The sequence below is a fragment of the Embleya sp. NPDC020630 genome (assembly GCF_044334985.1).
Classification (GTDB): Bacteria; Actinomycetota; Actinomycetes; order Streptomycetales; family Streptomycetaceae; genus Embleya.
The window spans coordinates 482,452-509,293 of record NZ_JBIRUB010000001.1 but is presented as its reverse complement, the minus strand read 5'-3'; the positions used below and the strand labels follow the sequence as shown (position 1 = coordinate 509,293).

Annotated in this window: 23 protein-coding genes; 9 read left to right on the top strand and 14 right to left on the bottom strand. The window is 70.8% G+C overall.

Annotation, left to right across the window (positions count from 1 at the left end):
• The first annotated feature begins 1,080 nt into the window (after positions 1–1,080).
• The 3 genes from ddaH to ACH4XV_RS02110 all read left to right on the top strand — a co-directional run bounded on the left by ddaH (position 1,081) and on the right by ACH4XV_RS02110 (position 3,600).
• The gene (gene ddaH / locus ACH4XV_RS02120; RefSeq protein ID WP_395786233.1) at positions 1,081–1,926 is read left to right on the top strand and encodes a dimethylargininase; all 846 of its coding nucleotides are present in this window, start codon (positions 1,081–1,083) and stop codon (positions 1,924–1,926) included.
• 256 nt (positions 1,927–2,182) lie between these two features.
• Positions 2,183–2,746: a sigma-70 family RNA polymerase sigma factor gene (locus ACH4XV_RS02115; RefSeq protein ID WP_126635762.1), complete on the top strand. Its 564-nt coding sequence runs from the start codon at positions 2,183–2,185 to the stop codon at positions 2,744–2,746.
• Positions 2,743–3,600, top strand: coding sequence for an anti-sigma factor family protein (locus tag ACH4XV_RS02110; RefSeq protein ID WP_395786231.1), 858 nt, complete (start codon positions 2,743–2,745; stop codon positions 3,598–3,600). Before ACH4XV_RS02115 ends, ACH4XV_RS02110 begins: the two co-directional genes overlap by 4 nt.
• A gap of 67 nt (positions 3,601–3,667) precedes the next feature.
• Here the strand turns inward: ACH4XV_RS02110 and ACH4XV_RS02105 are convergent, their stop codons facing one another.
• Entirely contained in the window at positions 3,668–4,276 is a 609-nt protein-coding gene (locus tag ACH4XV_RS02105; protein WP_395786229.1) for a hypothetical protein, read from the bottom strand.
• A 538-nt stretch (positions 4,277–4,814) separates the two neighbouring features.
• Between ACH4XV_RS02105 and ACH4XV_RS02100 the strand changes: the two genes are divergently transcribed.
• Positions 4,815–6,530, top strand: a complete 1,716-nt coding sequence (locus ACH4XV_RS02100; RefSeq protein WP_395786227.1) for a Cys-Gln thioester bond-forming surface protein — start codon at positions 4,815–4,817, stop codon at positions 6,528–6,530.
• Between the two features lie 205 nt (positions 6,531–6,735).
• Here the strand turns inward: ACH4XV_RS02100 and ACH4XV_RS02095 are convergent, their stop codons facing one another.
• Both ACH4XV_RS02095 and ACH4XV_RS02090 read right to left on the bottom strand, forming a co-directional pair.
• Entirely contained in the window at positions 6,736–7,224 is a 489-nt protein-coding gene (locus ACH4XV_RS02095; protein ID WP_395786225.1) for an isochorismatase family protein, read from the bottom strand.
• A 93-nt stretch (positions 7,225–7,317) separates the two neighbouring features.
• Positions 7,318–8,061, bottom strand: coding sequence for an SDR family oxidoreductase (locus ACH4XV_RS02090; protein ID WP_395786223.1), 744 nt, complete (start codon positions 8,059–8,061; stop codon positions 7,318–7,320).
• 129 nt (positions 8,062–8,190) lie between these two features.
• Here ACH4XV_RS02090 and ACH4XV_RS02085 point away from each other — a divergent pair, with 129 nt between their 5' ends.
• Positions 8,191–8,811, top strand: a complete 621-nt coding sequence (locus tag ACH4XV_RS02085) for a TetR/AcrR family transcriptional regulator (protein ID WP_395786221.1) — start codon at positions 8,191–8,193, stop codon at positions 8,809–8,811.
• 16 nt (positions 8,812–8,827) lie between these two features.
• Here the strand turns inward: ACH4XV_RS02085 and ACH4XV_RS02080 are convergent, their stop codons facing one another.
• The 11 genes from ACH4XV_RS02080 to ACH4XV_RS02030 all read right to left on the bottom strand — a co-directional run bounded on the left by ACH4XV_RS02080 (position 8,828) and on the right by ACH4XV_RS02030 (position 22,373).
• Positions 8,828–9,979: a low temperature requirement protein A gene (locus ACH4XV_RS02080; RefSeq protein ID WP_395786219.1), complete on the bottom strand. Its 1,152-nt coding sequence runs from the start codon at positions 9,977–9,979 to the stop codon at positions 8,828–8,830.
• 117 nt (positions 9,980–10,096) lie between these two features.
• The gene (locus ACH4XV_RS02075) at positions 10,097–10,948 is read right to left on the bottom strand and encodes a fumarylacetoacetate hydrolase family protein (RefSeq protein ID WP_395786217.1); all 852 of its coding nucleotides are present in this window, start codon (positions 10,946–10,948) and stop codon (positions 10,097–10,099) included.
• A gap of 111 nt (positions 10,949–11,059) precedes the next feature.
• A complete protein-coding gene (locus ACH4XV_RS02070; RefSeq protein WP_395786215.1) occupies positions 11,060–12,142 on the bottom strand; it encodes a hydroxyacid dehydrogenase in 1,083 nt (360 codons plus the stop codon).
• Positions 12,126–13,157 carry a dihydrodipicolinate synthase family protein gene (locus ACH4XV_RS02065; protein WP_395787038.1) on the bottom strand — a complete coding sequence of 344 codons (1,032 nt, stop codon included), beginning with the start codon at positions 13,155–13,157 and terminating at the stop codon, positions 12,126–12,128. The genes ACH4XV_RS02070 and ACH4XV_RS02065 overlap by 17 nt, the downstream gene beginning before the upstream one ends.
• 53 nt (positions 13,158–13,210) lie before the next feature.
• Positions 13,211–14,269 carry an NAD-dependent epimerase/dehydratase family protein gene (locus ACH4XV_RS02060; RefSeq protein WP_395786213.1) on the bottom strand — a complete coding sequence of 353 codons (1,059 nt, stop codon included), beginning with the start codon at positions 14,267–14,269 and terminating at the stop codon, positions 13,211–13,213.
• A 31-nt stretch (positions 14,270–14,300) separates the two neighbouring features.
• Positions 14,301–15,275, bottom strand: a complete 975-nt coding sequence (locus ACH4XV_RS02055) for a carbohydrate ABC transporter permease (protein ID WP_395786211.1) — start codon at positions 15,273–15,275, stop codon at positions 14,301–14,303.
• Between the two features lie 2 nt (positions 15,276–15,277).
• The gene (locus tag ACH4XV_RS02050) at positions 15,278–16,183 is read right to left on the bottom strand and encodes a carbohydrate ABC transporter permease (protein ID WP_126635752.1); all 906 of its coding nucleotides are present in this window, start codon (positions 16,181–16,183) and stop codon (positions 15,278–15,280) included.
• 84 nt (positions 16,184–16,267) lie between these two features.
• On the bottom strand, positions 16,268–17,527 hold the full coding sequence (locus ACH4XV_RS02045; RefSeq protein ID WP_379998272.1) for an ABC transporter substrate-binding protein: 1,260 nt from the start codon (positions 17,525–17,527) through the stop codon (positions 16,268–16,270).
• Between the two features lie 101 nt (positions 17,528–17,628).
• On the bottom strand, positions 17,629–18,939 hold the full coding sequence (locus ACH4XV_RS02040) for a Gfo/Idh/MocA family protein (protein WP_395786208.1): 1,311 nt from the start codon (positions 18,937–18,939) through the stop codon (positions 17,629–17,631).
• A gap of 62 nt (positions 18,940–19,001) precedes the next feature.
• A complete protein-coding gene (locus ACH4XV_RS02035; protein ID WP_395786206.1) occupies positions 19,002–21,212 on the bottom strand; it encodes a peptidase C14 in 2,211 nt (736 codons plus the stop codon).
• A gap of 327 nt (positions 21,213–21,539) precedes the next feature.
• Positions 21,540–22,373 (bottom strand): IclR family transcriptional regulator, encoded by an 834-nt coding sequence (locus tag ACH4XV_RS02030; protein ID WP_395786204.1) that lies wholly within the window; start codon positions 22,371–22,373, stop codon positions 21,540–21,542.
• A 204-nt stretch (positions 22,374–22,577) separates the two neighbouring features.
• On the opposite strand from ACH4XV_RS02030, the gene ACH4XV_RS02025 reads away from it, so the two are divergent.
• From ACH4XV_RS02025 to ACH4XV_RS02010, 4 genes are read left to right on the top strand one after another with little or no spacing between them, the layout of a single operon-like run.
• The gene (locus ACH4XV_RS02025; RefSeq protein ID WP_395786202.1) at positions 22,578–23,951 is read left to right on the top strand and encodes an aspartate aminotransferase family protein; all 1,374 of its coding nucleotides are present in this window, start codon (positions 22,578–22,580) and stop codon (positions 23,949–23,951) included.
• Positions 23,951–25,141, top strand: a complete 1,191-nt coding sequence (locus ACH4XV_RS02020) for a mandelate racemase/muconate lactonizing enzyme family protein (RefSeq protein WP_395786200.1) — start codon at positions 23,951–23,953, stop codon at positions 25,139–25,141. The genes ACH4XV_RS02025 and ACH4XV_RS02020 overlap by 1 nt, the downstream gene beginning before the upstream one ends.
• Positions 25,138–26,004, top strand: coding sequence for an amidohydrolase family protein (locus ACH4XV_RS02015; protein WP_395786198.1), 867 nt, complete (start codon positions 25,138–25,140; stop codon positions 26,002–26,004). The genes ACH4XV_RS02020 and ACH4XV_RS02015 overlap by 4 nt, the downstream gene beginning before the upstream one ends.
• Positions 26,001–26,834 (top strand): SDR family NAD(P)-dependent oxidoreductase, encoded by an 834-nt coding sequence (locus tag ACH4XV_RS02010; protein ID WP_395786196.1) that lies wholly within the window; start codon positions 26,001–26,003, stop codon positions 26,832–26,834. The genes ACH4XV_RS02015 and ACH4XV_RS02010 overlap by 4 nt, the downstream gene beginning before the upstream one ends.
• Positions 26,835–26,842: the final 8 nt, after the last annotated feature.

Genomic DNA, 26,842 nt, shown 5'->3' with positions numbered 1-26,842 from the left:
AGGAACCAACCACCAACACTTCGCGACCGACCGGCTACGCAACTGTTTGGTTGGTGTTCATCGACATTTTGCCGACGGCGGAAATGAATCGACCAACCGGATCGTCCCGCAACCCAACCCATAGGAAAGGCAATCGGTTGGCCGTGGGTTCGGATCCGGCGTACTCGATCGTTCGCTTCGGCCACTCTCGCGGGGCGGTCACTATAGACGAAATGAACCGCTCCGCACTCGGCTACTCATGCGTATTGACGCCTTCCTAACGCACGACCCGCCGATATTCACGACGGGACGCACCCGAGACATCCGATCACCACCCGGATGGTTTTTTCGAACACCAGGTCGAAGCCTCGATCGGCGCCGCGCCGGCGGCGCGATCCGGCCGGCGAACACGCGGGGTGGCGGGGTCGCAGCGGGGTGCGACCGGACGGGAAGAAGTGCCGGAACGGCCTCGAAGGAGCCGCCGGGGTGTGCGACGTGTCGCGCGCGGGAGCGGGCGCGGGAGTCGTGAGGCGCGGTCCGGGGTGCGGATGTGGGTGCGGATCCGGGTTCGGCCATGAGCGCGGGCGTGAGCGCGGGCTCGCTCGCGCAGGCGTTCGACTCGGTCGTCCAGGGGGCGATCCGGCGCACCCGGGGGGGGTCGGCCGGGCCCCGGGGCCGGCGGTGGCACCGGGCGGGGTTCGGCGACCCGACCGACCCGACCGTGCCGGCTCGGCTCGGCTCCGGGTGTGTCCCCCGCGCGACCCGCCGGCCCGGGACCCCGCCCCCACCGCTTCGGGGCCGCGACGCTCGCTTCGGTGGGAAATTTGGCCGCGAGTCCGCCGGAATGCGCGATTGTCGTTCTCCGGCGCGATCCGTCGTGGAGCCCTTCACGGTGCCGCGTCGACCGAAACGGCGGCTGTCCTGTCAACGGGACGGATATCGGTCGAACCTCGTGCTAGTTTCGATCGGCGGCAATCCCGCTCTTTTCCGGTATGCCCGCATCATCGGGCGCACACCGTGTTTTCCTCCGGTGTCGCACACCGCCGAATTCGGCATTGATTTCATCCCCCGGACACAATCACGGAGAAAAAGGGAATCAACGTGCCCCAGCCAGAGACCGAACGACCCACACAGGACAACCGAACGGTTGGACCGCGTCGCTATCTGATGTGCCGGCCGACCTACTTCGACGTCACCTATTCGATCAATCCGTGGATGGACCCGAGTGTGCCCACGTCGGCGGACACCGGTCTGGCCCAGTGGAAGCGCCTGCACGACGCCTACGTCGCGCTCGGGCACGAGGTGGCGCTGATCGAACCGGTGCCCGGACTGCCCGACATGGTGTTCTCGGCGAACGGCGCCACCGTCGTGGACGGCCGGGTGCTGGTGGCCCGGTTCCGCCACCCGCAGCGCGTCGACGAGTCCGCCGCCTACCTCGACTGGTTCCGCGCCGACGGCTGGGCCGAGGTCCACCAGGCCGAGTACATCAACGAGGGCGAGGGCGACTTCCTCCTGGTCGGCGGGCAACTGCTGGCCGGCAGCGGCTTCCGCAGCGATCCGCGGGCGCACGACGAGGCCCGCGAGTTCTTCGGTCTGCCCGTGCTGGGCCTGACCCTGGTCGACCCGAGGTTCTACCACCTGGACACCGCGCTGTCCGTGCTCGGCCCCGACGAGATCATGTACTACCCGGAGGCGTTCGACGAGGCGGGCCGCCGCGCCTTGGCCGAGCGCTTCCCGGACGCGATCCTGGCCGACGAGGCCGCCGCCGCCACGTTCGGGCTCAACGCGCTCTCCGACGGCCGGCACGTACTGCTCCCGGAGCGCGCCGTCCCGCTGCTCGGCCCGCAGTTGCGCGAGCGCGGCTACATCCCCCAGGGGATCGACCTGACCGAACTGCTGAAGGCCGGCGGCAACACCAAGTGCTGCACGCTGGAACTGCGTCGCTGATCGACCGGTTGTCGCAACGGTGCCGGCCGGGTCGCCCGAAATGCCCGGATCCCGTCGACGGGACGGCCCTCCGGCCACGCGCCGGCACCGTCGCGGCCTCCCCCGACACCGCGTCGGCGCCCGGGCGCCGTCGATGGCGCCGGACCGACCCGGCCGAGGCGGGCTCCCGGTTCCCCTAGGGTATTGCCAGTTCCGGGGACGGTGTGTGCGGTTCCGGAACTCGGATCCCGACTACGGGGTGAGGAGGCCGTCGCGGATGTCCGATGTGGACACACCGGGGTCGGGCCCGCCGGGTGCCGACGACCCGCCGGGTGGCGACGAGGAGACCAGGTTCGTCGCGATGCTCTACCGCGAGTATTCCCGACCGCTGCTCGCGGTCGTCTCGCGGTTGAACGGCGGCGACCGCCAGCGGGCGGAGGACAGCGTGCAGGAGGTGCTCGTCCGCGCCTGGCGCAATCGGGAGAAGCTGGATCCCGCCGCTCCGCTGCTGCCGTGGCTGGTCACCGTGGCCCGCCGCCTGGTCATCGACGAACAGCGGGCCCGATCGGCCCGCCCGCCGGAGGTCGGCGACGAGCCGTTGGCCACGCTGCCCACCGGCGACGAGGTCGACCGGCTGCTGCGTTCGGTCGTGGTAGGCGACGCGCTGGACGCGCTTTCCACATCGCACCGGGAAATTTTGATCGAAACCTTCTTCCGCGACCGTACTGTCAATCAGGCGGCCGACGTACTCGGCATCCCGGCCGGTACGGCGAAGTCGCGCGTGTACTACGCGCTGCGCGCCCTGCGGGTCGTCCTGGAGGAGAGGGGGGTGTCGTCATGAGCGTCCAACCCGAACACGCGGATGTCGGCGCGTATGCCCTCGGACTGCTGGAACCGGCCGACCGGGAGGCGTTCGAGGAACACCTGAGCACGTGCGACCGCTGCCTGGACGAGCTGGCGGACTTCTCCGGCATGGCCACGCTGCTGACCGAGCTGCGCGACCAGGGGGTGTACGAGCTGCCGGAGGCGAGGGGTGAACCCGAGCCGGCCGGGTCGGCCGTATCCCCGCCGGAGGCTCCGGCTCCGGAACCGCCGACGCTGCGGGTGGCCGCTCCGGCTCCCCGGGCCGGCTCGACTCGCTCGGACTCTTCGGCCGGCTCGGCCACTCCGGCCCCCTCGGCTCCCGTGGACGAACTCGCCGCGCGCCGGGCGGCCCGCCGGACGCCGCGGCGCTCGTTGCTGGTGGCCGCGTGCGCGGCGCTTTTGGCGATCGGCCTGGGCGCCGGCGTACTGACCGGGCGGACCTGGTTCAAGGACGACTCGTCCACCGCGACCCGGGCGGTGCCGGGCGACCCGATGGCGGTGATCGCCGCGAACGGGCAGGTGGTGGGCGCGACCGGGCCGAACGGCGGCGCCGCCGCGCGGATCGCCCTGGAGAGCAAGGCGTGGGGCACCAACCTGGCACTCGAACTGCGCAACGTCCGAGGCCCGTTGAAGTGTTCGCTGGTCGCGGTGGACAAGGCGGGGAAGGAGCAGCAGATCTCCTCCTGGATGGTGCCGCCGAAGGGCTACGGCGTCCCGGGCTCGGAGGCCCCGCTGGTGCTGCAGACCGGGACGTGGACCACGAAGGACAATCTGGCCCGCTTCGACGTACGCACATCCGACGGGGGCACGCTGGTCAGCGTGCCGGTGTAGCGGCGGCGGTACCGGTGCCGGTGCCTCGGGACAACCCGTCCCGGGGCACCGGCACTTCGGACGGGTCCTAGGCGAAGCGGCCCTGGAGCAACCAGACCCCGGGCGCGCCGGGGTCGGCGACCGGGTCGCCGAGCAGGCCCCAGAATCGCTCGACCACGGCGGCCCGCGGCACGTCGGCCACGTCCATGCCCTCGGGGAAGACCGAGCTCAGCACCTCGAGCACCTCGCCGATGCGCTTGCGGCGCATCCCGATCAGCCGGGTGATGTCGGGCAGTTGCGTCTTCCACCGGCCGACCACGGCCTCGGCCAGCAGGTTCTCCAACTCCGGGCCCACGCCCGACACTTCGGCCAGGCCCTGCATGGACAGGCCGAGCGCGCGAACCAGGAATCCGGTGCGCTCCTCGTCGGCCCGCCACTTGTTCGCCCGTTCGAGCCGGGTGTAGCCCACCTCCCGCATCCGCACCCGGTTGGCCAGTTCGGCACGGGTGAGGCCGGCCGCGATCCGGTGGTCCTGGAGGTTGGTCGGGCGGCCGCCCATCAGTCGGCTCACGGGCACGACCAAGGACTTGGCGAGGGCGAGCAGTTCGGCTTCGTTCGGGCGTTCCGTACCGGCTTCCCACTGGGCCACGGTCGACGGCATCACCCGCAGCTCGTACGAAGCCAATGTCGCGGCCACACGCTCGCAGGTTAGCGCCATCACCCCCCGTGCGGAGGCGGCTGCGGACGGCGAGAAAGCCGGTGGGACATCGAGGTCATTGGGGTCGGTCACGCGGCAAGCATAGAAAGTCCGGGCCGCGACTCCGAGCCGACGCCCGGGTGTTGGGGCGGACCGACACCGACGGCGAGCCGAACCGACCGGCCATCCGGTCCGGATCGATCGACGACCGATCGGGTCCGGATCATTCACGGACGGTACCCGGCTGCACGCGGTCGGTTCGCACACTCCTGGCGACTTCGACGAAGCACCCGAGCGACGTCCCGATCACCGTCCGTACACCCCACTCGGGCATAAGTCCGGAAAAAGTCCAACACCGTTTCGATGCGCTCCTGTTCGCCGGTCGAACCGGGCATAATTCGACGCCGAAATTCCCCCCTCCCGAATTGACTAAACATGCCGTCGCCACGATTCTTGCGTGCGGTGGCCCAGGGGTGGGGAGCCCGGTGAACAGGCCCGGGCTGCGGGGGCCGCTTTTTCGTGAGGGAGTCGTCTTTTCATGTTCCTGGCACAGCGGGGTATATCCCGCGCGGCGTCGGCGTGTGCCGTCGCAGGTCTGGCCGCCGTCGCGCTCGTCGGGTTCGCGCCCGTCGCGCAGGCGGACACGGCCGCGCTGCAATTCCGTGGGCACGTCGACCGCACGGAGGGCGCGGTCGCCCTGTCCGGCTTCCGGTGGCTGCAGCAGACCGAGCTGATGATCCTGAGCGCGGAGGGACGCCACGCCCCCCAGGTTCTCGTGTACTGCATCGACCTGGAGACCTCCGTCCACGGCGGTGTCGACTACCGCGAGGGGGCGTGGGCCGACTCCTGGCTCAAGGACACCGCCAAGGTCGCGAAGATCAACTGGGTGCTGAACCACTCGTACCCCAAGATCAACGACCTCGACGCGCTCGCCAAGGCCGCCGGCCTGCCGGACAAGAAGCACCGGCTCGACGCGCAGGAGGCGGTCGAGGCCACCCAGGCCGCGATCTGGCACTACAGCAACGGCGTGAACCTGTCCGGCTCGGGCAACGGCCAAGATGTCGAGGCGCTGTACAACTACCTGACGGGCGACGCCAACAAGGGCGAGGCGGCCGAGCCCGGGGCCTCCCTCGAACTGGCGCCGACCACGACCAGCGGCAAGGACGGCGACACGCCGGGCGTGGGTCCGGTCACCGTCAAGACCACCTCGACCGAGCCGGTCGCGGTCAAGCTCGACGGCACCGTCCCGACCGGCGTCTCGCTGGTCGGCAAGGACGGCAACCCGCTCGGCACCGCCGGCAACGGCACCGAGTTGTACGTCAAGGTGCCGAAGAGCCAGAACCCCGGCGAGGCCCGGATCTCGGCCTCGACCAAGGCCGGCGTCAACATCGGCCGGGTGTTCCTGGCCAAGGACCGCAAGCACTCGCAGACCCTGATCGCGGCCGGTTCGCAGCCGTTCTCGGTCAGTGCCGCGGCCCAGGTCAAGTGGAGCCACCAGCCGGTTCCGGTCCCCTCGTCGGCGTACAAGGAGGACTGCGTCCAGGGCGGGGTCACCGTCACGCTGAAGAACACCGGTGACGGCCCCGCCGACTTCAAGCTCAACGGCGAGAAGGTGACCGTTGCGCCGAACTCGACCAAGACGCAGTTCGTCAAGGTCGCCGAGGACACGAACTACACCATCACCGTGACCGGTCCGGGCGGCTACGCGCAGACCTACACGGGTCGGCTCGACTGCGTCGAGACCCCGACGGTGCCGCCTACCACGACGCCGCCGACGGCTCCCGCGAGCACGACGCCGCCGGTGGTGACCACGCCGCCCGCCACCTCGAAGCCGCCGGCCTCGACTACCCCGCCGACGTCGAACACCTCGGCCCCGGCGACCACCTCCGCCCCGGCGACAACTTCGGCTCCCCCGGTCACGCCGACCATCCCGCCGAGCACGTCGGCGCCGGCCACCACGGGCGCGCCCGCCACCACGGGCGCACCGGCGACCTCCTCGTCCGCCCCGGTGGGCAGCGCGAGCCCGAGCGGCAGCCAAGCACCCACCAAGCCGATCGTGGAGCCCGGCACGGACAACCCGCCGATCGAGGTGCCCTGGCTCCCGGTCGCCCCTGCGGGCAGCCGCAAGGACCTGGCCAACACCGGTGGGGACGACTCCAACGTCGTCCTGATCACCGGCGTCGCCGCCGGCCTGCTGCTGGCCGGTGGAGGCGCGCTCTACCTGAACCGCCGCCGCGGCCGTCACGAGGTGTGACGCTCCACCGAGGTGATCGCACCACCACGCAAGGCAGTTGAACCGGGCGCTGTCGCAAGGTGACCCGTTCCGACGACGAAGGCCCCGCCGTGTGGCGGGGCCTTCGTCGTGCGCCGACTCCTTTTCCACACCACTTCGAATGCAATCCCTATTTGTCGACAGCACGATTCATTTCCTGAATCACGCCACGCGAGGGCATTCGAAATCAGCCGTAGGAAGCCGCGGTTCGGACCGTCCCGAAGCGCGGGAAGATGCGCTCGACGGTGAAGTCGTGCTCGTCCGCCGCGAATCCGGACATCGCGTCGGCCACGAACTCGACCTCGTAACCGTGGTCGTCGGCCGCGCGGGCCGTGGACTCCACACCCATGGTGGTGACCAGGCCGGCCAGCACGAGTCGTTCCACACCGCGCGCCCGCAACTGCGCGTCCAGGTCGGTCCCGTGGAACGCCCCGACGGTGTGCTTCACGATCGTCACGTCGCCGGGGCGGACCAGCCCCTCAGCGAAGTCACTTCCGGGTGGCTGCTCGGCGACGCCGGGTCGGTCCACCCGCACCAGGACCACCGGGTTCGCGTCGGCCCGGAAAACGTCGGCCAACCGGCGGCAGCGGGCGAGCACGTCCTCGCCGGAGTGCGGTGCCACCGGCAACGCGACGATGCGCGGCATGAGATCGATGAGAATCAGGGCGGTAGTCACGGTCGTGATCGTAGACACGCCGTCCGCTCGACGCCGGACCCGGGCGGCCGGCCGCCGTAACGGGCCGGCCCCCGGACGTCGGGGCGTCGGCGCCTACCGGCCGGTGGCCAGGTTCGCGCCGCCGGTGCAGTCCGTCACCGTCCCCGTCATGAAGCCGTTGCCCACGAGCATCCGGATCACATCGGCCACTTCGTCGGCGTGGCCGACCCGGCCGACCGGGGTCGCGGCGCTGATCCCGGTGAAGAGTTCGGTGCGGGCCTCGCTCGGAATCGTGTCCCACCACGGGGTGTCGATCACGCCCGGCGAGACCGCGTTGACCCGGATCGGCGCGAGTTCGACCGCCAGCGGCGGCACCATCGCCTCCAACGCGCCGTTGATCGCGGCCAGTCCGGCGGTACCGGGGAAGGCCGCCCGTGCCGACGCCGCGGTCACGAACGTCACCGAGGCGTGCGCGGCCAGCCTGGGCAGCGCCGCCTGGACGATCCGGACGAACGGCCAGAACTTGCCCGCGAAGCCGGCCGCCAGCTGCTCCAGGTCCAAGCCGGCGATCGGGCCGCTGCCGGCGGCGCCGCTCAGCGCCAGGACCAGGTGGTCGATCGGCCGCTTCGACGCCGCGAAGAACTCGGTCACCTCGGCCTGATCCGCGCCGTCGAGCCGGTATCCGGTGGTCTTGCCGCCGATGCGCTCGACGGCGGCGTCCAGCCGCGCCCGGTCGCGGCCGGTGACCACGACCTCCGCGCCGTCGGCGGCCAGCAGGGCCGCGGTCGCCTCGCCGATTCCGGAGGTGCCGCCCATGACGACGACGTGCTGACCATGCAGGGAACGGGACAGAGCCATGACGGTGCCTTGCCTTCTCTTCATACGACCCGATGCAGACGACGGGAGGGCGCTCGCTTTACCGAGACCTTCCGTCTCGCCAAAGCATTACCGAGACCGATGGTCTCGTCAAGCGGCTATGCTGAGCCCATGACGAACCCCGACGACGACAACGACGACCCCCCGCGCCGAGCACACACCGGCAGGCGCCGCAACGAGGACGCCCGCCGCGCGATCCTGGACGCGGTGCTCGTCCTGCTCGCCGAGTCGGGCGGCGCACCCGTGACGATCGACACCATCGCGCGCGCGGCCGGCGTCGGGAAGCAGACGATCTACCGCTGGTGGCCCTCGAAGGGCGCGGTCCTCCTCGAGGCCCTGATCGGCCTGGCGGGCGACGTTGTGTCACCACCCCGGGGCGAGACGCTGCGCGCCGATCTGACGTCCTTCGTCACCGCCACGTTCCGCGGCGCCCGGGCCGAGTCGACGGCCGCCGTACTGCGCTCGCTGGTGCGCGAGGCGGCGCGCGATCCGCATGCCGCCGACCTGGTCCGCACCTTCACCGAGACCCGCCGGGACGCGCTGCGCGCGCTGCTGGCCGGGCACCCCGACGAACTCGCGCCCGAAGCCGACCTCGACCTGATCGTGGATCAGATGTACGGACTGTTCTGGTACCGCTTCCTGCTCGCCCACCGCCCCCTGTCGGACGAGGCCGCCGCCGCCCTCGGCGCGACCCTCGCCGCCCAGGCCAAAGCGGGATCCGCCCGCCCCTGAGGGGCCCGGCCCCGCGTCACTCCCGCGCGGCCGACTGCGCGAGTCGTCGGTGGATCGCCGGTCCCTCGGCCGCCGCCGTCACGACGAGGATCGCGGCGGTCGCGCCGATCAGGCCCGCCACCGGCAGCACCCCGGCGGCGGGCAGCAGCGCCGACACCACCACGGCGGCGGCGATCCTGATCCACACCGTCGCATCGCGCGAGCCGGCGAACGCCGCGCGTACCCCCGCCCCGGCGACCAGGAACAGCACGATCCCACCGAGCAGGCACGCGGCGGTCGCCGTGGAAACGTGCCGGTCGTCGCCGCCGACGACCGTACCGATCGCCGCGCCGGTCACCGCGATGCCCAATTGGATGGGCAGATGCCCGAAGACGTACACGTCGCGCAGGATCGGGCTGGTGGCGATCTCCTCGTGGCCGCCCACCCGGGTCGCGCTCGCGTTGAAGTACATCCACCAGACGCACGCGCACAGCGCGAACGCGCTCAGCCCGATCAGCCCCGTGGACACCGCGTCGCGCCCACCGTCGGCGAGTCCGCCGGTGCAGCCGAGCACCGCCTCGCCGATCACGATGATCGTGAACAGCCCGAAGCGCTCGCGCAGATGCTCCGCGTCGTGCGAGGCGGCGGCGATCCGGCGGCGGGCCAGGAACGGCAGCGACAACTCGCCGACCATCGCAACCGCCCAGAGTCCGTAGCGCACCGAGTCCCGAGGCACCAGCAGACCGAGGACCCACACCGAACCGGTCAGCGTCGACATCGTGCCGAACGAGCGCAGGATCGGCCGAAAGCTCGGGTCGGATCGAGCACCCCAGGCGTACGAGAACACGATCACCCCGCGCGCGCCGAGGTATCCGGCGACGAACCCGACATTCGCCCCGGTCCCGTGTCCGACCCCGCCGACGAACACCGCCATCGCGGCCACGGCGGCCATGCCGACCATGGTGATCAACCGATGCGCGGAGTCGTCCGGATCGAAACGATTGGCCCGCACCGTGTACAACACCCAGGTCCACCACACCGGCACGAACAGTGCGGCGGCTCCCACGACCGATCCGCCCGTGGGGTGCTCCCCCACCCGGTGTACGACCTGCCCGACGGCCGCCACGAACACCAGGTCGCAGAACAACTCGAACCAGGTGGCCCGCCGCTCCCCCACCGCCTCGCTCACCCGAATCCCCCCACAGACCGGCCCGATACGCCGGCCGATCCTATGACCACCCCGTACACGCCGGAGGCGCCGGTCGGGTGCTCCCCCGACCGGCGCCCACGCGGCGTGCGGCGTGCGTCAGGCTTGGACCAGATGCGAGCGTTGCCGACCGAGCCGGTCGATCTCCAGTTCCATCACGTCGCCCTCGGCCAGGTACGGGAACCGACCGGACAGCGCGACGCCCTGCGGCGTCCCGGTGTTGACGATGTCACCGGGCTCCAGCACCAGATACTGCGACAGGTGGTGGATCAGGTACGCCACGCCGAAGATCATGTCGGCCGTGGTGGAGTCCTGCCGGGCTTCCCCGCCGACCCACGAACGCAGCCCGAGCGTCTGCGGATCGGGGACCTCGTCGGTGGTCACCAGCCACGGGCCGAGCGGGTTGAACGTCTCGCAGTTCTTGCCCTTGGACCACTGCCCGCCCGACTGCTCGAGCTGGAAGGCGCGTTCGGAGACGTCGTTGCTGATCGTGTACCCCGCGACGTGTGCCAGGGCCTCCTTCGGCGAGGCGAGGTAGCGGGCCCGGCGGCCGATCACGACGGCGAGTTCGACCTCCCAGTCGGTCTTGACCGCGCCGCGCGGGATCAACACGTCGTCGTACGGACCGACCACGGTGTGCGGCGTCTTGTAGAACAGGATCGGCGTGGTCGGCGGCTCGGCGCCGGATTCGGCCGCGTGCGCCGCGTAATTCTGGCCGATGCACAGGACCGCGCCGGGGCGGGCCACCGGGGCGCCGACGCGCAGGCCCGCGACGTCCAGCTCCGGCAGTGTGCCCGCCGCCGCGGCCTCGCGGACCCGCTCGACGCCGTCGGAGGCGAAGAACGCGCCGTCGATGTCGGCGGTGAGCCGGCTCAGGTCGAAGTGGCGGCCGTCGGCGGCGAACAGCACGGGGCGTTCGTTGCCGGGCTCGCCTACGCGCATCAGGCGCACGGTGAACTCTCCAGATACGTATGGGTACAGGGGATGGGGATGACGACCGGAAGCAGACCACACACCGCACACGGCGGATGCCACACGGCACACGGCAACGAACGGCCTGCCTCAGCCGACGCGGATCAGCGCCTCCGGGCCGACCTCGTGGTTGAGTGGACGACCCGTCAGATAGCGCTCCACCTCGTCGACGACGATGTCGCCTTGTCGGCGGCGACACTCGACCGTACCGGCGGCCTGATGCGGAGTCAGCAGCACGTTGGGCAATGCCCGAAACCCATGCCCGACGGGCAGCGGCTCGGCGTCGTACACATCCAGCGCGGCATCGATCCGCCCGGTACGCAACGCGGCCAGCAGCGCGTCCTCGTCGACCAGCCACGAACGCGCCGTATTCACCAGCCCGGCGCCGTCCGCCAGCAGGGCCAACTCGCGCGCGCCGATCAGGTGTCGCGTCTCCGGCAGCGACGGCGCGTGCAGCGCGACGATCCGGCTCGTGGCCAACAATCGGTCCAGCGGGACGAGTTCGGCCCCGATCCGGGCGGCTTCCGGCGCGCTCAGGGTGGGGTCGGCGACCTGCACCCGAGCACCGAGGGCGCGCACCACCTCGATGTACGCCCGACCGGTGCGGGACGCGCCGACCACACCGATCCGGGCGCCGAACACCTCGTGCCGCGGCGGGGCCACCGACGCCTCGGCCCATTCCCGTCCGCCGCGCAGCGCGTGGTCGTAGCGATGGGTCCGGTGCAGCAGCGCGAGCGTGAAGGCCAGGGCGACCTCGGCCACCGACCGCGCCATGCCCTGCCCGGCCTGGGTAACGCGCACGCCGCGCGCGAAGGCGTCGGCGCCGACGTACGGGGCGATCGCGGCGCCGGTGTGCGCGAGCAGCCGGACCCGGGGCGCCGCCGCGAGCAGTTCACCGGTCAACCGCGGCATGCCCCAGGAGGACACCACCACGTCCGCCCGCGCGAACGCCGCCCGCAGGGCCGGGAGATCCCGGGGATCGTCCACGACCACGATCCGCCCGACACCCCGGAGCCGCTCGGTCAGCGCCTCGATGTGGGGTTCACCCGAATCGCCGGCCGCCGCCTCGCCGAAGAACTCCGCCCGCAGTCCCGGCGACACGGCGACCGCCACCACGGCCGGCCCCCCGTCCGCCCCGGGCCGGTCGAGGCGCGCCTCACCCGAGCCAGGCATCGAGGTGCTCCCGGACGAACGTGTCGTCGGTCAGCCACGGATACGCCGAGGCCACCCGATCGATCTCCGCGGCCTGCCCCGGCGACAATGTCTCGGCCGGGTCCAGGCACCAGGTCCCCGCCAGCAACCCCTGCCGCCGCAGCACTTCGTGCACCCCGGCGATGCAGCCCCGGAACCCGCCGCGCACGTCGAAGACGGCCGAGTTCGCGTCGGTCAACTCGGGCGCCTGTCGCAGCAGTTCGACCATCGTCTCGTGATCGCCCGCACGCGCCCGACGGACTCGTTCGAGCAGGGTGACCGCCGTCGACGTCCACACCGCCCACTGGCCGAGCAGCCCGCCGGCGAACCAGCGGGGCCGGTCGCCGGCCCGATACGGGGTCAGCAGGTCGGTGATGATCGCGTCGTCGTTGCCGGTGTACAGCGCGACCTCGCCCGCCCGGTCCGCCGAGGCGATCGCGCCGAGCACGTCGGCGGTCCGGTAGCGGTCGAACGGCGCTATCTTGATCGCCGCCACCGACGGGATGTCGGCGAACGCGCGCCAGAACCCCGGGGTCAGGAACCGCCCGCCCACCGCGTCCTGGAGGTAGAAGCCGATCACCGGCAACACCTCGCCGACCGCGCGGGCCCGGTCCAACAACCCCTGCTCGTCGGCGCCCGGCACCGCCGGGCTCAGCAGCACCGCGTCATAGCCGAGCGAGGCGGCGAGTTCGGCCTCGGCCACCGCCTGCGCGGTATAGCCGCACGCGCCGGCCACCCGCACCACCGGCCGCCCCGCCTCGCGCGCCACGGTCTCGGCGGCCAGTTCGAGCACCGGCCGCAGCAGCCCGACCTCGGGCTTGCGGATCTCGAACTGCGTGGTGTGCACGCCGACCGCGATGCCGCCCGCGCCGGACGCGAGGTAGTACCGGGTCAGCGCCCGCTGCCGCCGCTCGTCGAACCGCCCCTCGGCGTCCAACGCGAGCGGATGCGCGGGAATCACCGTGCCCGAAAGCAGCAGCTCGATCGGCGAGTCGATCGGCGAGTGGGGAGCACTCGACGCGGCCGTATCGGAATTGATCACGTTGTGCCTCAGAACTTTCCGTCGCGGACCTGGAACTTGGTGGCCTTCCCGGACAGCGGATGACCGCGCCGGATCCAATCCGCCTGCCAGGCCACGAGCGTGCGCAGGGGGACGTCGGGATAGCCGAACAGCTCGTGGCAGCGGCTCGCGTCCGACAGCAGCGCACTGCCCGACTCGACGCCCGCCACCACCGCTTCCCGCCCGAACCGCGCACCGAACAGGGCCGCGAGGCGTCGCACCGACGCGGTCTCCGGACCGGTGAGGTTGATCGTGAACGGTACCGCCGCCGCGTGCCCGAGGCAGCGCAGCGCGACCTCGTTCGCGTATCCCTGCCACACCACGTTGGCCTGACCCGTCGTCACGTCCACCGGCTCGCCCGCGTACACCGCCGCCGCGATGTCGGCGAGCACCCCGTACCGCAGATCCACCGCGTAGTTGAGCCGGATCAGCGCCACCCGGGTACCCCGAGTGCTCGCCGCGTGCGCGAACACCCGTTCCCGACCCAGGCACGACATCGCGTACTCGCCGACCGGCCCCACCGGGTCGGTCTCCACGCTGCCCCCGGAGCCGACCGCGACCAGCGGATACACATTGCCCGTCGAGAACGCGGCGATCCGCGCGGCCGGGTAGCGGCGCGCGATCCGGTCCGGCAGCGCCGCGTTCACCGCCCACGCGTGCTCCGGCGCGCCGGCCGAGCCGAACTTGGCGCCGACCATGAACACCACGTTGCCGGCGTCGGGCAGTTCGGCCGGGTCACCGTCCATCAGGTCGAACGCGACGGTGCGTACGCCGTCCTCCTCCAACGACCGGGCCGCCGCCGGGTCCGACCAGCGCGAGACCGCGTACACGCTCACGTCGCTGCGACCGGCCGCGTCCAGCGCCCGCCGGGCCAGTCGGCACAGGCTCGGGCCCATCTTGCCGCCGGCGCCGAGCACGACCAGGTCGCCCTCGATCCCGGCCAGGTCCGCGATCAGCCCGGCCGACGGCGCCGCGAGCAGTTCCTCCAGTGCGGCCTCACCGTCCGGGAACACCGATCCGGTCGGCCCTGCCTGCGCCGGTTCCGCCATCCCTACACCATTCATGACGCGTGATCAGCTCTCAGCCCTTGATTCCGGTTGCCGCCACGCCCTCGGTGACGTAGCGCTGGCCCACCAGGTAGGCCATGAAGATGGGGACGAACGCGACCACCGAGCCCGCGAGGACCACGTTGAGCGGCACGTTCTGTTGTTGCAGCGACGCGATGCCGACGGTCAGCGTGCGCATGTCCGTGCTCTGCCCGACGATCAGCGGCCACAGGAAGTCGTTCCAGTGCCACAGGAAGACGAACGTGCCGAGCGTGGCCATGATCGGCTTGATCAGCGGCAGCACGATCCGGACGAAGATCTGGAACTCGGAGGCGCCGTCGATCTTCGCCGCCTCGAACAGCTCGTCCGGCAGCCCCTGGATGAACTGCCGCATCAGGAACACCGCCTGCGCGTTGGCCAGCGACGGCAGGATCAGACCCCAGTAGGTGTCGACGCCGTTCATCTTCGCGATCAGGACGAACGTCGGGATCATCGTCACGTGGTACGGGACCATGACCATCGACAGGAACGACCAGAACATCGCCTCGCGGCCGGGGAAACGCTTCTTGGCGAAGGCATATCCGGCCAGCGCGGAGAGCAGCAGCGTGCCGAGCACGCCGACGATCGAGTAGATGAGCGTGTTGATCAGCCACTGGGGCACGTCCTGCGAGCCGAGCACGTCGCTGTACGCGCTCGTGGTCAGGTTCCACGGCAGCAGGCTGCCCGGGAACTCGACCGCGCCGGACGGCTTCAGGGACAACACGACCATCGCGTAGAACGGGAAGATCGTGGCCAGCGCCACCACGCCGAGCAGCACGCCGCGCAGTACCTTGCCGCGCCGCGTGCCGCGCAGCGCGTAGGGCACGGTGTCCTGTTCGCGTCCCGCGCCGGACCGCTCGCGCCGGCGCAACCCGAGCCGGGAGCGCGGGGATTCGTCCTGCACCGCCGGCACCGACGGCGACTCGGTCACCGTGCGGGCCTCGTGGGTGCCACGTGTGTCCAGGGACATGGTCACTTCTCCTTCCCGATCACCAGGCGCTGGATGACCGCGACGATGAGCGTCAGTACGAACAGGGCCAGGCCGATCGCACTGGCGTAGCCGAGGTCGAAGTACTTGAACCCGGCGTCGTAGAGCTGGAAGACCAGCGTGTAGCTGGCGTTCGCCGGACCACCGCCGGTCATCACGTACACCGCGTCGAACACCTGGAAGCTGGCGGTGGTCTCGATCACGGCCAGGAAGAACAGCGCGGGCTTCAGGCTCGGCAGGATGATGTACCGGAAGCGCTGCCAGGGGCCGGCGCCGTCGGTGAGCGCGGCCTCCTCCAACTCGCGCGGCACGTTCTGCAGGCTCGCCAGCAGGATCAGCATGCCGTAGCCGAACCGCGACCAGATGCCCACGATGGCCAGCGCCGGCACCACGAACACGTCGTCGGCGAGCCAGGATCCGGTGTGACCGCCGACCCAACCCATCACCGTCGACCACGGACCGTCGGTGGAGAAGATCCAGATGAACACCGTGGAGGCGAGCACCAGGCTGGTGACCACCGGCAGGAAGAAGATCGAGCGGAACAGCTTGGATCCGCGGAACGCGCGCCGCGTCAGCAGGGCCAGACCCATCGCGGCGACGATCGTGCCGGGCACGGTGATCACCGTGTAGAGCACGGTGACCTTGAGCGAGGACCAGAAGACCGGGTCGTCCCACAGCCGGGTGAAGTTGTCGAGGCCGGTGAACGTCGGCGAGTCCATCAGCGAGTAGTCGGTGAAGCCGAGCAGCACGCCGGCGATGCTGGGGCCGAAGCGGAACAGCACGAACAGCACGAAGGCGGGCAGGACGAACAGCAGCCCGATCCGGGCCTCGCGGCGTGCGTGCGGCCCGCGTCGGCGGAGCCTGCGGGGTTGTTCCGCGACTGCGGCCACGGGGACCTCCTGGGGCTGGGAAGGCGGATGGAGCACAACGGGAGGGTGGGCGGCCCGCGCGGGGGTCGGGCCGCCCGGTCGGGGTCAGCGCGCGAGCAGCGCGTTCGCCGCCTTGGCCGCGTCGTTCAGCGCGTCCTTGGGGCTCTTGTTGCCGATCAGCGCGGCCTGGATCTCCGGCGCGAGCACGCCCATCACATCCCGCGACTTCTCCTTGAGCGGGCCGGAGCTCATCACGTCGAGCGTCTTGGCCACGTCCGCCTGGAGCGCGTCGCCCGGGTACGGATCGGCGGCCGAGGTGCGGGCCGGGAAGTAGCCGTTGGACTTGACCAGGGCCAGGCTGTTCTCCGGCTTGGACACGAACGAGATCCACTTGCCCGCGGCGTCCTTGTTGGCGCCCTTGAGCATCGCGAACGAGCCGACCGTGCCGTAGCCCGCCGACTTGGCGTCCTTGAGCGGGGGCTTGACCACGATGTTGTCCTTGCCCCAGAACTTCTCCACATCGGCCGGGGTGTTCTGCCAGGTGCAGGCGACCTTGCCCTTGGCCACCGGGGTCTGCTCCAGCTTGGGCGTGGTGGTGACCTGGTCCTTGTCCGTGTAGCCCTTCTCCACCAGGGTCTTGAGGTAGGTCAGCGCCTTGACGCCGGCCTCGGAGTTGAACGCGACCGACTTGCCGTCCGCGGCGAACACGTCCCCGCCCGCCTGCCAGAGCATCGGGTACCAGGTCAGGTTCAGCGTCTGCTGCGTGTCGCCGCTGTAGCTGGTCGCCTGGTAGCCCTTCTCCTTCAGCTTCGGCGCCAGGTTCAGCAGGTCGTCCCACGTGCTCGGGTAGTTCGTCTCGCCGATCGCGGCGAACACCCGCTTGTCGCAGATCAGCGGGTTGGCGCTCATCAGCAGCGGGGTGGCCATCGGCTTGCCGTCCACGCTCACCGAGTCCAGCGCGGCCTTGCGGAAGTCGGCCTTGTCGGCGGGCGGCATGTAGTCGTCGGCGGGCACCAGGCTGCGCGCGTACTTGGGCAGCTGGTCCGGCACCAGGTAGACCACGTCCGGGCCCTTGTTGGCCGCGATGGCCGTGGCGAGCGCGGTGTCCCGGTTGGCCCAGGGGTAGGTCTCGACCTTGACCTTGTAACCCGGGTTGGCCTTGCTGAACGCGTCGCTCAGCCCGGCCCAGTACTCCTTGTTCTTCGCCTCGTCGGCGATCACCGGGTACATCCAGGTGGTGACGGTCTTGCCGCCCGAACCTGGGCCGGACGAGCCGCCGCAGGCGGCCAGGCTCACGGTGAGGGCGGTGGCGAGCACCGGGAGGGCGATCATGCGGGCGGTGCGCGGGCGGATGGTTCTTCTCATGGGGATCGCGTCTCCTGACAGCGAGATGTGACGGGGTGTCAGTTCTGGGGGCCGGGCCGGGCGAGGCCGAGGCGGCGGGGCCTCTCGCCCCGCGCGGGCGCTCAACTTCGCGGCACGGTCTCGGTGTTGCCGCCGAGTCGGGAGCGTTCGACGGCGAAGGCGGCGAGATGGCTGCCGAGCGAGTCGGCACCGTTGGAGCGGATGTGCGCGGGATCGCCGGTGGCGAGCGCCGTGACGAACGCGTCGATCAGCGCGGTGTCCCCGCCACCGTGTCCGTCCGCCGCGTTCGACCCGGACGCGCCCGCGTCGTGGGTGACCACCCGGTCGTCGGCGAAGGTGTGCACAGTGACCTTCTCGCCGTCGCCGCGCAACCAGCCGTGGCTGCCGAAGATCCGTACCTGACGATGCGTCTGCTCGGTGAACGCGGTCATCGTGAAGGTCGCGGTGATCCCGCCGGACAGCTGCATGGCCACCACCTGGTGGTCGACCACGTCGTTGTCGCAGTGGTAGACGCAGCGCCCGTACGGCCCTTCGCGCAGCGCCCGGACCAACTCCGCCTGATCCTCGGGTCCGTGCGCGGCGTCGGTGACGTGGTTGATCGGCCAGGCATCGCCGGTCTCGCGCAGCGCCGGGAAGTACAACTTCGGCCCGGAGTAGGGGCACTCCGGCTCCACCGCGCAGTCCAGGCAGTTGCGGGCCGAGCCCGCCGGCGCGTTCTCGGGCCTGAAGTGGGCGAGGCCGCCGAAGCTCGCCACCGTCTCGATCCGGGCGCCGGTGACGTATCCGATCCAGTCCAGGTCGTGCGAGGACTTGGCCAGGATCATCGGCGACGAATCGGCCTCGCGGCTCCACGGGCCGCGCACGTAGCTGTGCGCGTAGTGCCACCAGCCGACCGGCTCCAGCAGGTCCAGGCTGACGATCGAGCCGAGCACGCCGGAATCCAGGACCCCCTTCACCAGGTCGGTGTAGGGGGTGTATCGGAGCACGTGGCACACCGCGAACGGCACGCCGGCCGAGGTCACGCCCTCGAGGATGCGCCGGCAGTCCGCCTCGGTGGCGGCCATCGGCTTCTCGGTGAGGATCGCGTAGCCGGCCTCGGCCAACGCCAGGATCGGCTCGACATGTTCGCGGTCCTGGGTGGCCACGATCACCGCGTCCGCGATGCGCTCGTCGAGCAGCGGTCGCCAGTCCTCAAACTGCGTGCTCGCCCCGGACGCGGTCCGGGCCGAGGCGCGCGGGTCGGCCACCGCGACCAGTTCGGCGCGGTCGGGGTGCCGGTGGATCCAATCGGTGTAGGTCAGACCCCGGTTGCCGGCGCCGACCAGCGCGAACCGTACGGGTCGGTCGGTGATGGCCGGTCGGTCGGTGCGGGCCGGCGTGGCGGTGTTCGTGGTCGAACCGGTGGCGGTCATGGTGCTTCCCGTGGTGCGAGGGCGGTGCGGATACGAAGGTGCTGCGGGCCCGTACGGGCGGGTCAGATCAGCTGGTTGCCGGCGGTGTGCGCGACGCGCGGGCCCTCGTCGGGCATCGCGGTACGGGTGACGCCGTCCTCGACGCAGCCGCTGTGCAGCAGTGCGCCGGCCCCGCCGAAGGCCGCGCCGGCCAGTTCGAGTCGGCCGCCGGCGAAGGTGTTGCCCGCCGCGCGGTAGCGGTTGGTGCCCTCGCCGATCAGCACGTGTGCGGTGGCGGCGTCGGCGGCGCTGGACACGCAACCGTCCAACTGCCAGCGAACCGTGCGGGCGCCGCCGGTGCGCGAGAGCAGCGCACGGGCCGCGTTGGTGCCGCCGAGCCGGGTGCGCGACAGCGCCACGCTCTGCTCGCCGGTGCCCGCCAACCGCAGCCCGGTGTCCCGCAGTTCGCCGCCGGACACGGCCAGCGCGGCGCCGGTGACGGTGACCGGTGCGGCGTTCGGCGCGCCGATCAGGGTGCACTCGGAGAGGATGAGTCGACCGGCGTTGCGCAGCGCCGCGTTGTCCAGTCCCTTGAGCGTGACCCGTTCCAGGTGCAGGTCGCCGGTCACGTTCGCCTGGGTGATCTCGGCGTCCTTGGCCAGGGTGAACGTGGAGTCGGCGATCACGTTGGCGCGTTGCGACCGGTTGGACGCCTGGGAGACGATCAGCGGCCCCGACGCGGTGCAGCCGCGGATCTGTACGCCGTCCGCGTTGACCCACAGCATCCCGGAGCCGGACAGCGCGGGTTTGCCGATCACCTGCATGTCCTCCAGGGTCAGATCGGTGATCTTCACCCGGGCCACGAACCACGAGCACACGTGCTTGCGGACGGTGATGCGTTTGGCCACCGATCCCCACGCGGCGCCGGAGTTGGCGAACGTCATCAGGCCGGAGTTGCCGGTGTAGACGAGGTCGTGCTCGAACTGACCGTGCGTCACGAACGGTCCCTGGTCGTCGCCGTCGCCGTGACAGTTCGTCACGTAGCAGTAGGCGGAGGCGGTCAGGTCGTTGAGGTGCCGGCTGTTCGCCACGTGGCAGTCCTCGACGTGCCCGTACAGGCAGTAGATCTGCTGGGTGAGATAGCCGGCACCGCCCCAGGTGACGCTGGCCGGGTTGCGCAGCGAGCAGGCGCGGGTGCGGTAGTGCGTACACCAGCGGCGCATGATCACCGGCCAGAACGTGCCGACCGCGTCGACGTGTTCGACGTCGCAGTTGGTCGTGTACTCGTAGGCGATCGGGTGCGATCCGGTGTACTGGTCGCCGTCGGCGATGCCCTGGAAGACCATGTTGCGCACGTGCGCCCGGTCCACCGGTTCGATGCGGGTCCAGGTGAAGGTGCGGCCGGCGGCGAGGTCCCACCCGATCTTGTAGCCGACCCGGATGTGTGTGGCGTCGACGAGTTGGGTGATCTCGACCAGGCGCTGCACCTCCTGCTCGTACTTGCCCTTGCCGGGCTCGGGATCGATGGTGACCGCCCACCAGTCGCCGACCTTGAACGCCGCGCTGTCCGGCACCTCGAACACGTCCGCGAGGTCCGGCATCGGCTGGGACAGCCTGGCCTTGACCACGGTGTCGGTGACCTTGCCCTTGAAGTACAGGACGGCGCCGAACGGGTTGTCGTGGGTGTTCTTCTCGATGCCGGTGGTGCGCACGGTGTGGCCGCCGAAGTCGAGCACGATGCGCGAGCGGGCGAAGGTGTGGCGTTTGACGAACAGCAGGTCGCTGTGGGCCTCGACGCGGTGGATGTACGGGTCGTTGACCATCGCGTCCAGCGCGGCGTCCGCCGGGACCTTGTCGTCGAGGATGCCGAACCGGCGGAAGTCCATCACCCCGTCGTGCACCTGGATCCACCGGCCGTCGCGCCCGGAGGCGGGATCCGCGAGCACGGTGCCCCCGTTGACCGCAAGCTTGGACCGCGGGTCCCAGCGCACCACCATCGCGCCACCGTCGCCCGCCGCGTGATAGCCGGCCACCAACACCATCGCGTCGGCCTCGAGCGGCCTGACGTTCATCCGCAACAACGCGGCCACATTCGGCACACTCATCGACACATCACGCGAACCCGCGCCATGCCGATCGTCGTCGGGAGAAGCCGAGGCAGAACCCACCGCGGCCGTACCGGCGAGCAACAACCCGCCGAGACCGCCGGCGGCGAGCAGCCGACGGCGCGACGACCCGGGAGCGGGGGCCGACGGCGTGGCGGTGGAGGTGGAAGGAGTGGGGGACGTGCTCATCGGGGAACCTCGGCCTTCGACGGAGGATGCTTCCCGTGGCGCGTGCCGATGACGTCGTTTCCCGACCGGGGAGGGAAACGCGCGGCGGATGGCATGGGGTGGGCTGCGCGGCCGTGGTGACGGACCGTCAACCCCAAGGCCGGTGATCGGGCACGATTCGTGGCAGCGAACGTGCGGGCCCTGATGAGTCCAGGAACGTAGGCCCGGACATCGATCCTGGTCAAGCCCCCCTGGCCGACTTTCATCGTCCGTAATCGCGGGAACACGAAGGGGTCGCGACGGATTGTTCCGCCACGACCCCTTCGCCCGGTTGTTCACCCACCGGTTTCAGCCGGCGCCGATGTCGCCTTCGCCACTCTCCGTGCTGCCCAGCTCGCGGCTGACCCGCAGTGCGCCTGCCCGTACCTGGCGGCCCAGTTCCTGGAATCGCCAACCGGGCAGGTCGAGTTTGAGGCCGGTGATGCTGATCGCGCCCACACACTTGTCGCGGTGGTCGCGGACCGGGCTGCCGATGCAGAAGATCCCGTCCGCGTCCTCCTCGTCGTCGAGCGCGTAGCCGGTCGCCCGCACGTCGCGCAGGTGGGCGATCAGGGTCTCGGTGTCGGTGATCGTGTGCGAGGTGCGCCGGGGCAGCCCGGAGCGGTAAATCACCTCGCGCGCCTCGGCCTCGGGCAGCGCGGACAGGATCGCCTTGCCCAATCCGGTGCAGTGCGGCAGCTCCCGCACCCCCATGCGCAGGTCCAGGCGGACCCGCTGCTCTATGCCGACCTGGTCGACCACCACAGCGAGCCCGCCCTCGGGCACCGCGAAGCGGGCGGCCATGCCGGTCTGCCGGGTCAGCTCGGCCAGCACCGGGCGGGCCACGTCGCGCAGCGACACCTGGGCCTGGGCCCGGTCGCCGAGTCGGGCCAGACCCATCCCGAGCCGGTAGCGCCGATTCATCCCCTCGCCGTCGTCGGATACGAGGCCGTAGCCGCGCAGGGTCTGGAGCAGTCCGAAGGTCGCGCTCTTCGAGATCCCGCAGGCCTGACCGACCTCCGTGACGCTCATGCCGTCCCCCGGACCACGTGCGGAGAGCACTTCGAGGATGTCCGCGGCCCGGGCGACGGACTTCACCCAGTACTTCGACTCCTCGACATTCTCGTTAACGCTGTTCGACATAGCAGAACACTTTACCGGTCCAGACCTCTTGACTGCTTTGTACATCCAAATGTAGAGTCCTGCACTGTTCGGCTCTGTCGAACAGTGTTCAGAAAACGAAAATGCACCACCTGCGACGCGTGCCGAAGGCGGATGGCGCCGGAGGTCCACGGCCTGGCAGGGCCGCGGATCCGAACGGTCACGAACGACGCAAGGAGCCCACCGATGAGTGTCGGCACAGCCGCCACCGACTCCCTTCCCGCCCGAGCCCTTCGGGTCATTCCGGGCGGGGTGAACAGCGGTCAGCGCCGGATCCCGGGCCTGACCGACCTGATCGTCACCGGCACGAGCGGGGCGAACTTCACCGACGCCGAGGGTCGCGTCTACACCGACTACCACTCCGCGTTCGGTCCGCCGCTGCTCGGCCACAACGACCCCGACGTACAGCGCGCGGTGGCCGAGGCCGCGACCCGCCTGGACCTGACCGGCGTCGCCGTCACCGAGGGCGAGGTCACCCTCGCCGAGACCCTGGTCGAACTGGTCCCCTCGGTCGAGAAGGTGCTGCTCACCAGCACCGGCAGCGAGGCCACGTTCCACGCGCTGCGGGTCGCCCGCGCGGTGACCGGACGGCGGCTGATCGTCAAGTTCCAGGGCTGCTACCACGGTTGGCACGACGCGGTCAGCCTGAACGTGATCTCCTCGCCCGAGGCGGTCGGCGCGCCCGACCCGATCTCCACCGGGATCCTGCCCGAGGTGCTGGCCGCCACCCTGGTCCTGCCGTTCAACGACCCGGCCGCGGTGCGCGCCGCGTTCGCCGAGCACGGCGCGGACATCGCCGCGGTGATCCTGGAGCCGATCCCGCACAACGTCGGCTGCCTGCTGCCCGACGCCGAGTTCCTCACCACGCTGCGCGAACAGTGCACCGCACACGGCTCGGTGCTGGTCTTCGACGAGGTGATCACCGGCTTCCGGCACGACCTCGGCGGCTACCAGAAGATCGCCGGGATCACCCCCGACCTGACCACCTTCGGCAAGGCCATCGCCAACGGCGCCCCGGTCGGCGCGCTCGGCGGCCGGGCCGACCTGATGGAGCAGTTCAGCACCCGCCCCGGCGCTCCCGCGTTCTTCGCCGGCACCTACAACGGCCACCCGTGGGTGGTCGCCGCCGCCCTGGAGACGCTGCGCAAGCTGCGCGAGGAGCCGGTCCACGAGCACGTGTTCCGCCTCGGCGAGCGGGTGCGCACCGGCCTGGCCCAGATGTACACCCGGCTCGGCGTCCCGGCCGTGGTCACCGGCTACGGCTCGGTGTTCGTGACCTACTTCATGGCCGGCGGCGTACCGCGCAGCTACGACGACCTGCTCGCCAACGACGCGAACCTGTTCATCGGCTACCGCCGCCGATTGCTCGAACACGGCGTGTTCGAACTGCCGTTGAACCTCAAGCGCAGCCACATCTCGTACGCGCACACCGACGCCGACGTGGACCACCTGATCGCCGCCACCGAACTGGCCGTGCAGGACGCGATCAAGGACGGCGGCATCGACGAACTCGCCGGCACCTCCACGATGGGCGGCGCGACCGAGGGGACGGCCCGCTGATGCTCGTCGTCGACCGCACCCGACCCACCGGACCCGCCGGCCGGATCACCCACGTCGAGACCCTGCTCCTGGGCACCGCGTGGCGCGACTTCGGCTACGTCCGCGTGCACACCGACCAGGGCCTGTCCGGCGTCGGCGAGATCACCCACCCCTACCGGGTCGCCGAAACCGCGGCACTGGCCGAGGCGATGGCACAGCGACACCTGATCGGCGCCGACCCGTTCGACACCGAGGAGATCTGGCTGCGCCTGTACCAGGGCGACTTCCTGCGCGGCGGCGACATCGGCGGCATCGTGCTCTCCGGCTTCGACCAGGCCATGCACGACCTGATGGGCAAGGCGCTGGGCGTGCCGGTGTACCGGCTCACCGGCGGCGCCTGCCGGGACAGGGTCCGGGTGTACGCGAACGGCTGGTACAACGGCGAGCGCGACCCTGCCGTGTTCGCGACGAAGGCCAAGGAGACCGTGGCCAAGGGGTATTCGGCGCTCAAGTTCGACCCGTTCGGCGCCGGGTTGCACGAGTTGTCCCGGGCCGAACTGCGCCAGTCGGTCGAACTGGTCGGTGCGGTCCGCGAGGCGATCGGGCCGGACGTGGACCTGTTCGTCGAGGGGCACGCCCGCTTCGCGATGACCACCGCCTCCGCGCTGCTGCGGGCGCTGGAGCCGTTCGACATCGGCTGGTTGGAGGAGCCGATGCCCTGGACGCACATCGAGCGCTACGCGGAACTGCGCGCCCGCGCGCCGTTCCCGATCTCCGGCGGCGAACACTTCCACAACCGCTACGAGTACAAGCAGTTGTTCGCGACCAACGCGGTGGACATCATCCAGCCGGACCTGTCCATGGCCGGCGGCCTGACCGAGGTGCGCAAACTGGCCGCGATCGCCGACACGCACGGTGTGATGGTCGCCCCGCACAACTCCAACTCCCCGCTGTGCACCACGGTTTCGGTGCACGCCGCGCTCGGGATCACCAACTTCAAGATCCTGGAGACCTTCGACGGCCTGCTGGAGCCTTACGTGTTCGACGCGGTGCGCGGCGCACTGCCGGTGACCGCCGACGGCCACGTGGAGATCCCCACCGCGCCCGGCTTCGGCGTCGAACTCGACGACGACGTGTTCGCCGAACACCCGCCGACGCACCGTTTCTGGAACATGTTCTCGGCCGGCTGGGAGAAGAGGAACCGCACATGAACTCCGCGCCGGCGGGCCCCGGGATCGTCGACGTGCACTCCCATCTGTTCCGGCAGTGTTGCGACTTCGACGACACGTTCAAGGCCGAGTCGGCCCGCGCACACGCGGGCGAGGTGGACCTGACCGTGCGCTGGGCCGACTACGCGGCGAGCAGCCCGGCGGACACGCGCACCATCGTGGTCGGCGGCAAGGCCCGGCGCAGCGGGTTGTGGGTCGAGGACAAGGCCGTCGCCGAGTATGTCGGCGCGCAGCCGGAGCGGCTGATCGGCTACCTGTCGATCGACCCGACCCAACCCGGCTGGCAGGACGAACTGCGTTTTGGACACCAGGAGTTGGGGCTGCGCGGGATCAAGCTGATGCCGATGTACGCGGGCTTCGACCCGGGCGATCCGCACTACGACCCGCTGTTCGCCTACGCCGAGGACAACGGCCTGCCGATCCTGGTGCACACCGGGACCACGTTCGTCTCGGCGGCGCCGATCGCCTACGCGCAGCCGAGGTTGCTGGACCCGGTGGCGATCCGGCATCCGGAACTGCGCATGGTGCTCGCGCATCTGGGCCATCCGTTCGAGGGCGAGTGCATCGCGGTGATCCGCAAGCACCCGCACCTGTACGCCGATCTCAGCGCGCTGCACTACCGCCCGTTCCAGCTGTGGCACAGCCTGCGGCTCGCCCAGGACTACGGGGTGCTGCACAAGCTGCTGTTCGGCAGCGACTACCCGTTCACCACGGTGGACGCGTCGGTGACCGGGCTGCGCGAGGTGGCCGCGGTGCCCGGGATCCCGGGTCTGCCGCCGCTGGACCGGGACGCGGTGGAGGCGATCATCTTCCGTGACGCGCTGCCCCTGCTGGGGTTGACGTGAGCGGCGGCGAGGCGGGACGCGCCGTGGACTTCGCGCTTACCGAGCGCACCGCGCTGGTCACCGGCGCGGCCGGCGGCCTGGGCCGCGCGTTCGCGGTCGCGCTGGCCGGGGCGGGCGCCAACGTCGTGCTCACCGACCTGCCGGGGGTCGACCTGGAGCCGACCCGCGCGGCCGTCGAGGCGACCGGCCGCACCGCCCGGGTGATGCCGTTCGACCTGGCCGACACCGCCGGGCTGGCCGGCTTCGTGGACGAGGTGCGGGCCGCGGCCGGGCCGCTGCACATCCTGGTCAACAACGCGGGCACGGCCGCCCTGGAACGGTTCAACGAGATCTCCGTGGCGAGTTGGCGGCGGGTGCTCGCGGTGAACCTGGACGCGGTGTTCTTCCTGTCCCAGCGGGTCGCCGAGCATCAGATCGCGGACCGGGTCGCCGGCCGGATCATCGCAGTGACCTCGAAGAACGCCCACGTCGCCGAGGCCGGGTTGGCCCACTACAACGCGTCCAAGGCGGGTGTGGACCTGCTCGTGCAGAGCCTGGCGGTCGAACTCGCGCCGCACGGGATCACCGTCAACGCCGTGGCGCCCGGCATGGTCGAGACGCCCATCGACGGCGAATTCCCGCTGGACCGGGAGCCGTTCGAGGCCGCCTACCGGGAACGAATCCCGCTCGGCCGCTACGCCACCCCCGACGAGTGCGCCGGCGCGGTGGTCTTCCTGGCCTCGCCCGCCGCGTCCTACGTGACCGGCACCCGCATCGTCGTCGACGGCGGCGTGCTCGCGGACCAGATGCCGCGCATGCGCCACATGCCGCCGTACCGCAGCTCGCTCTGATCACCGGT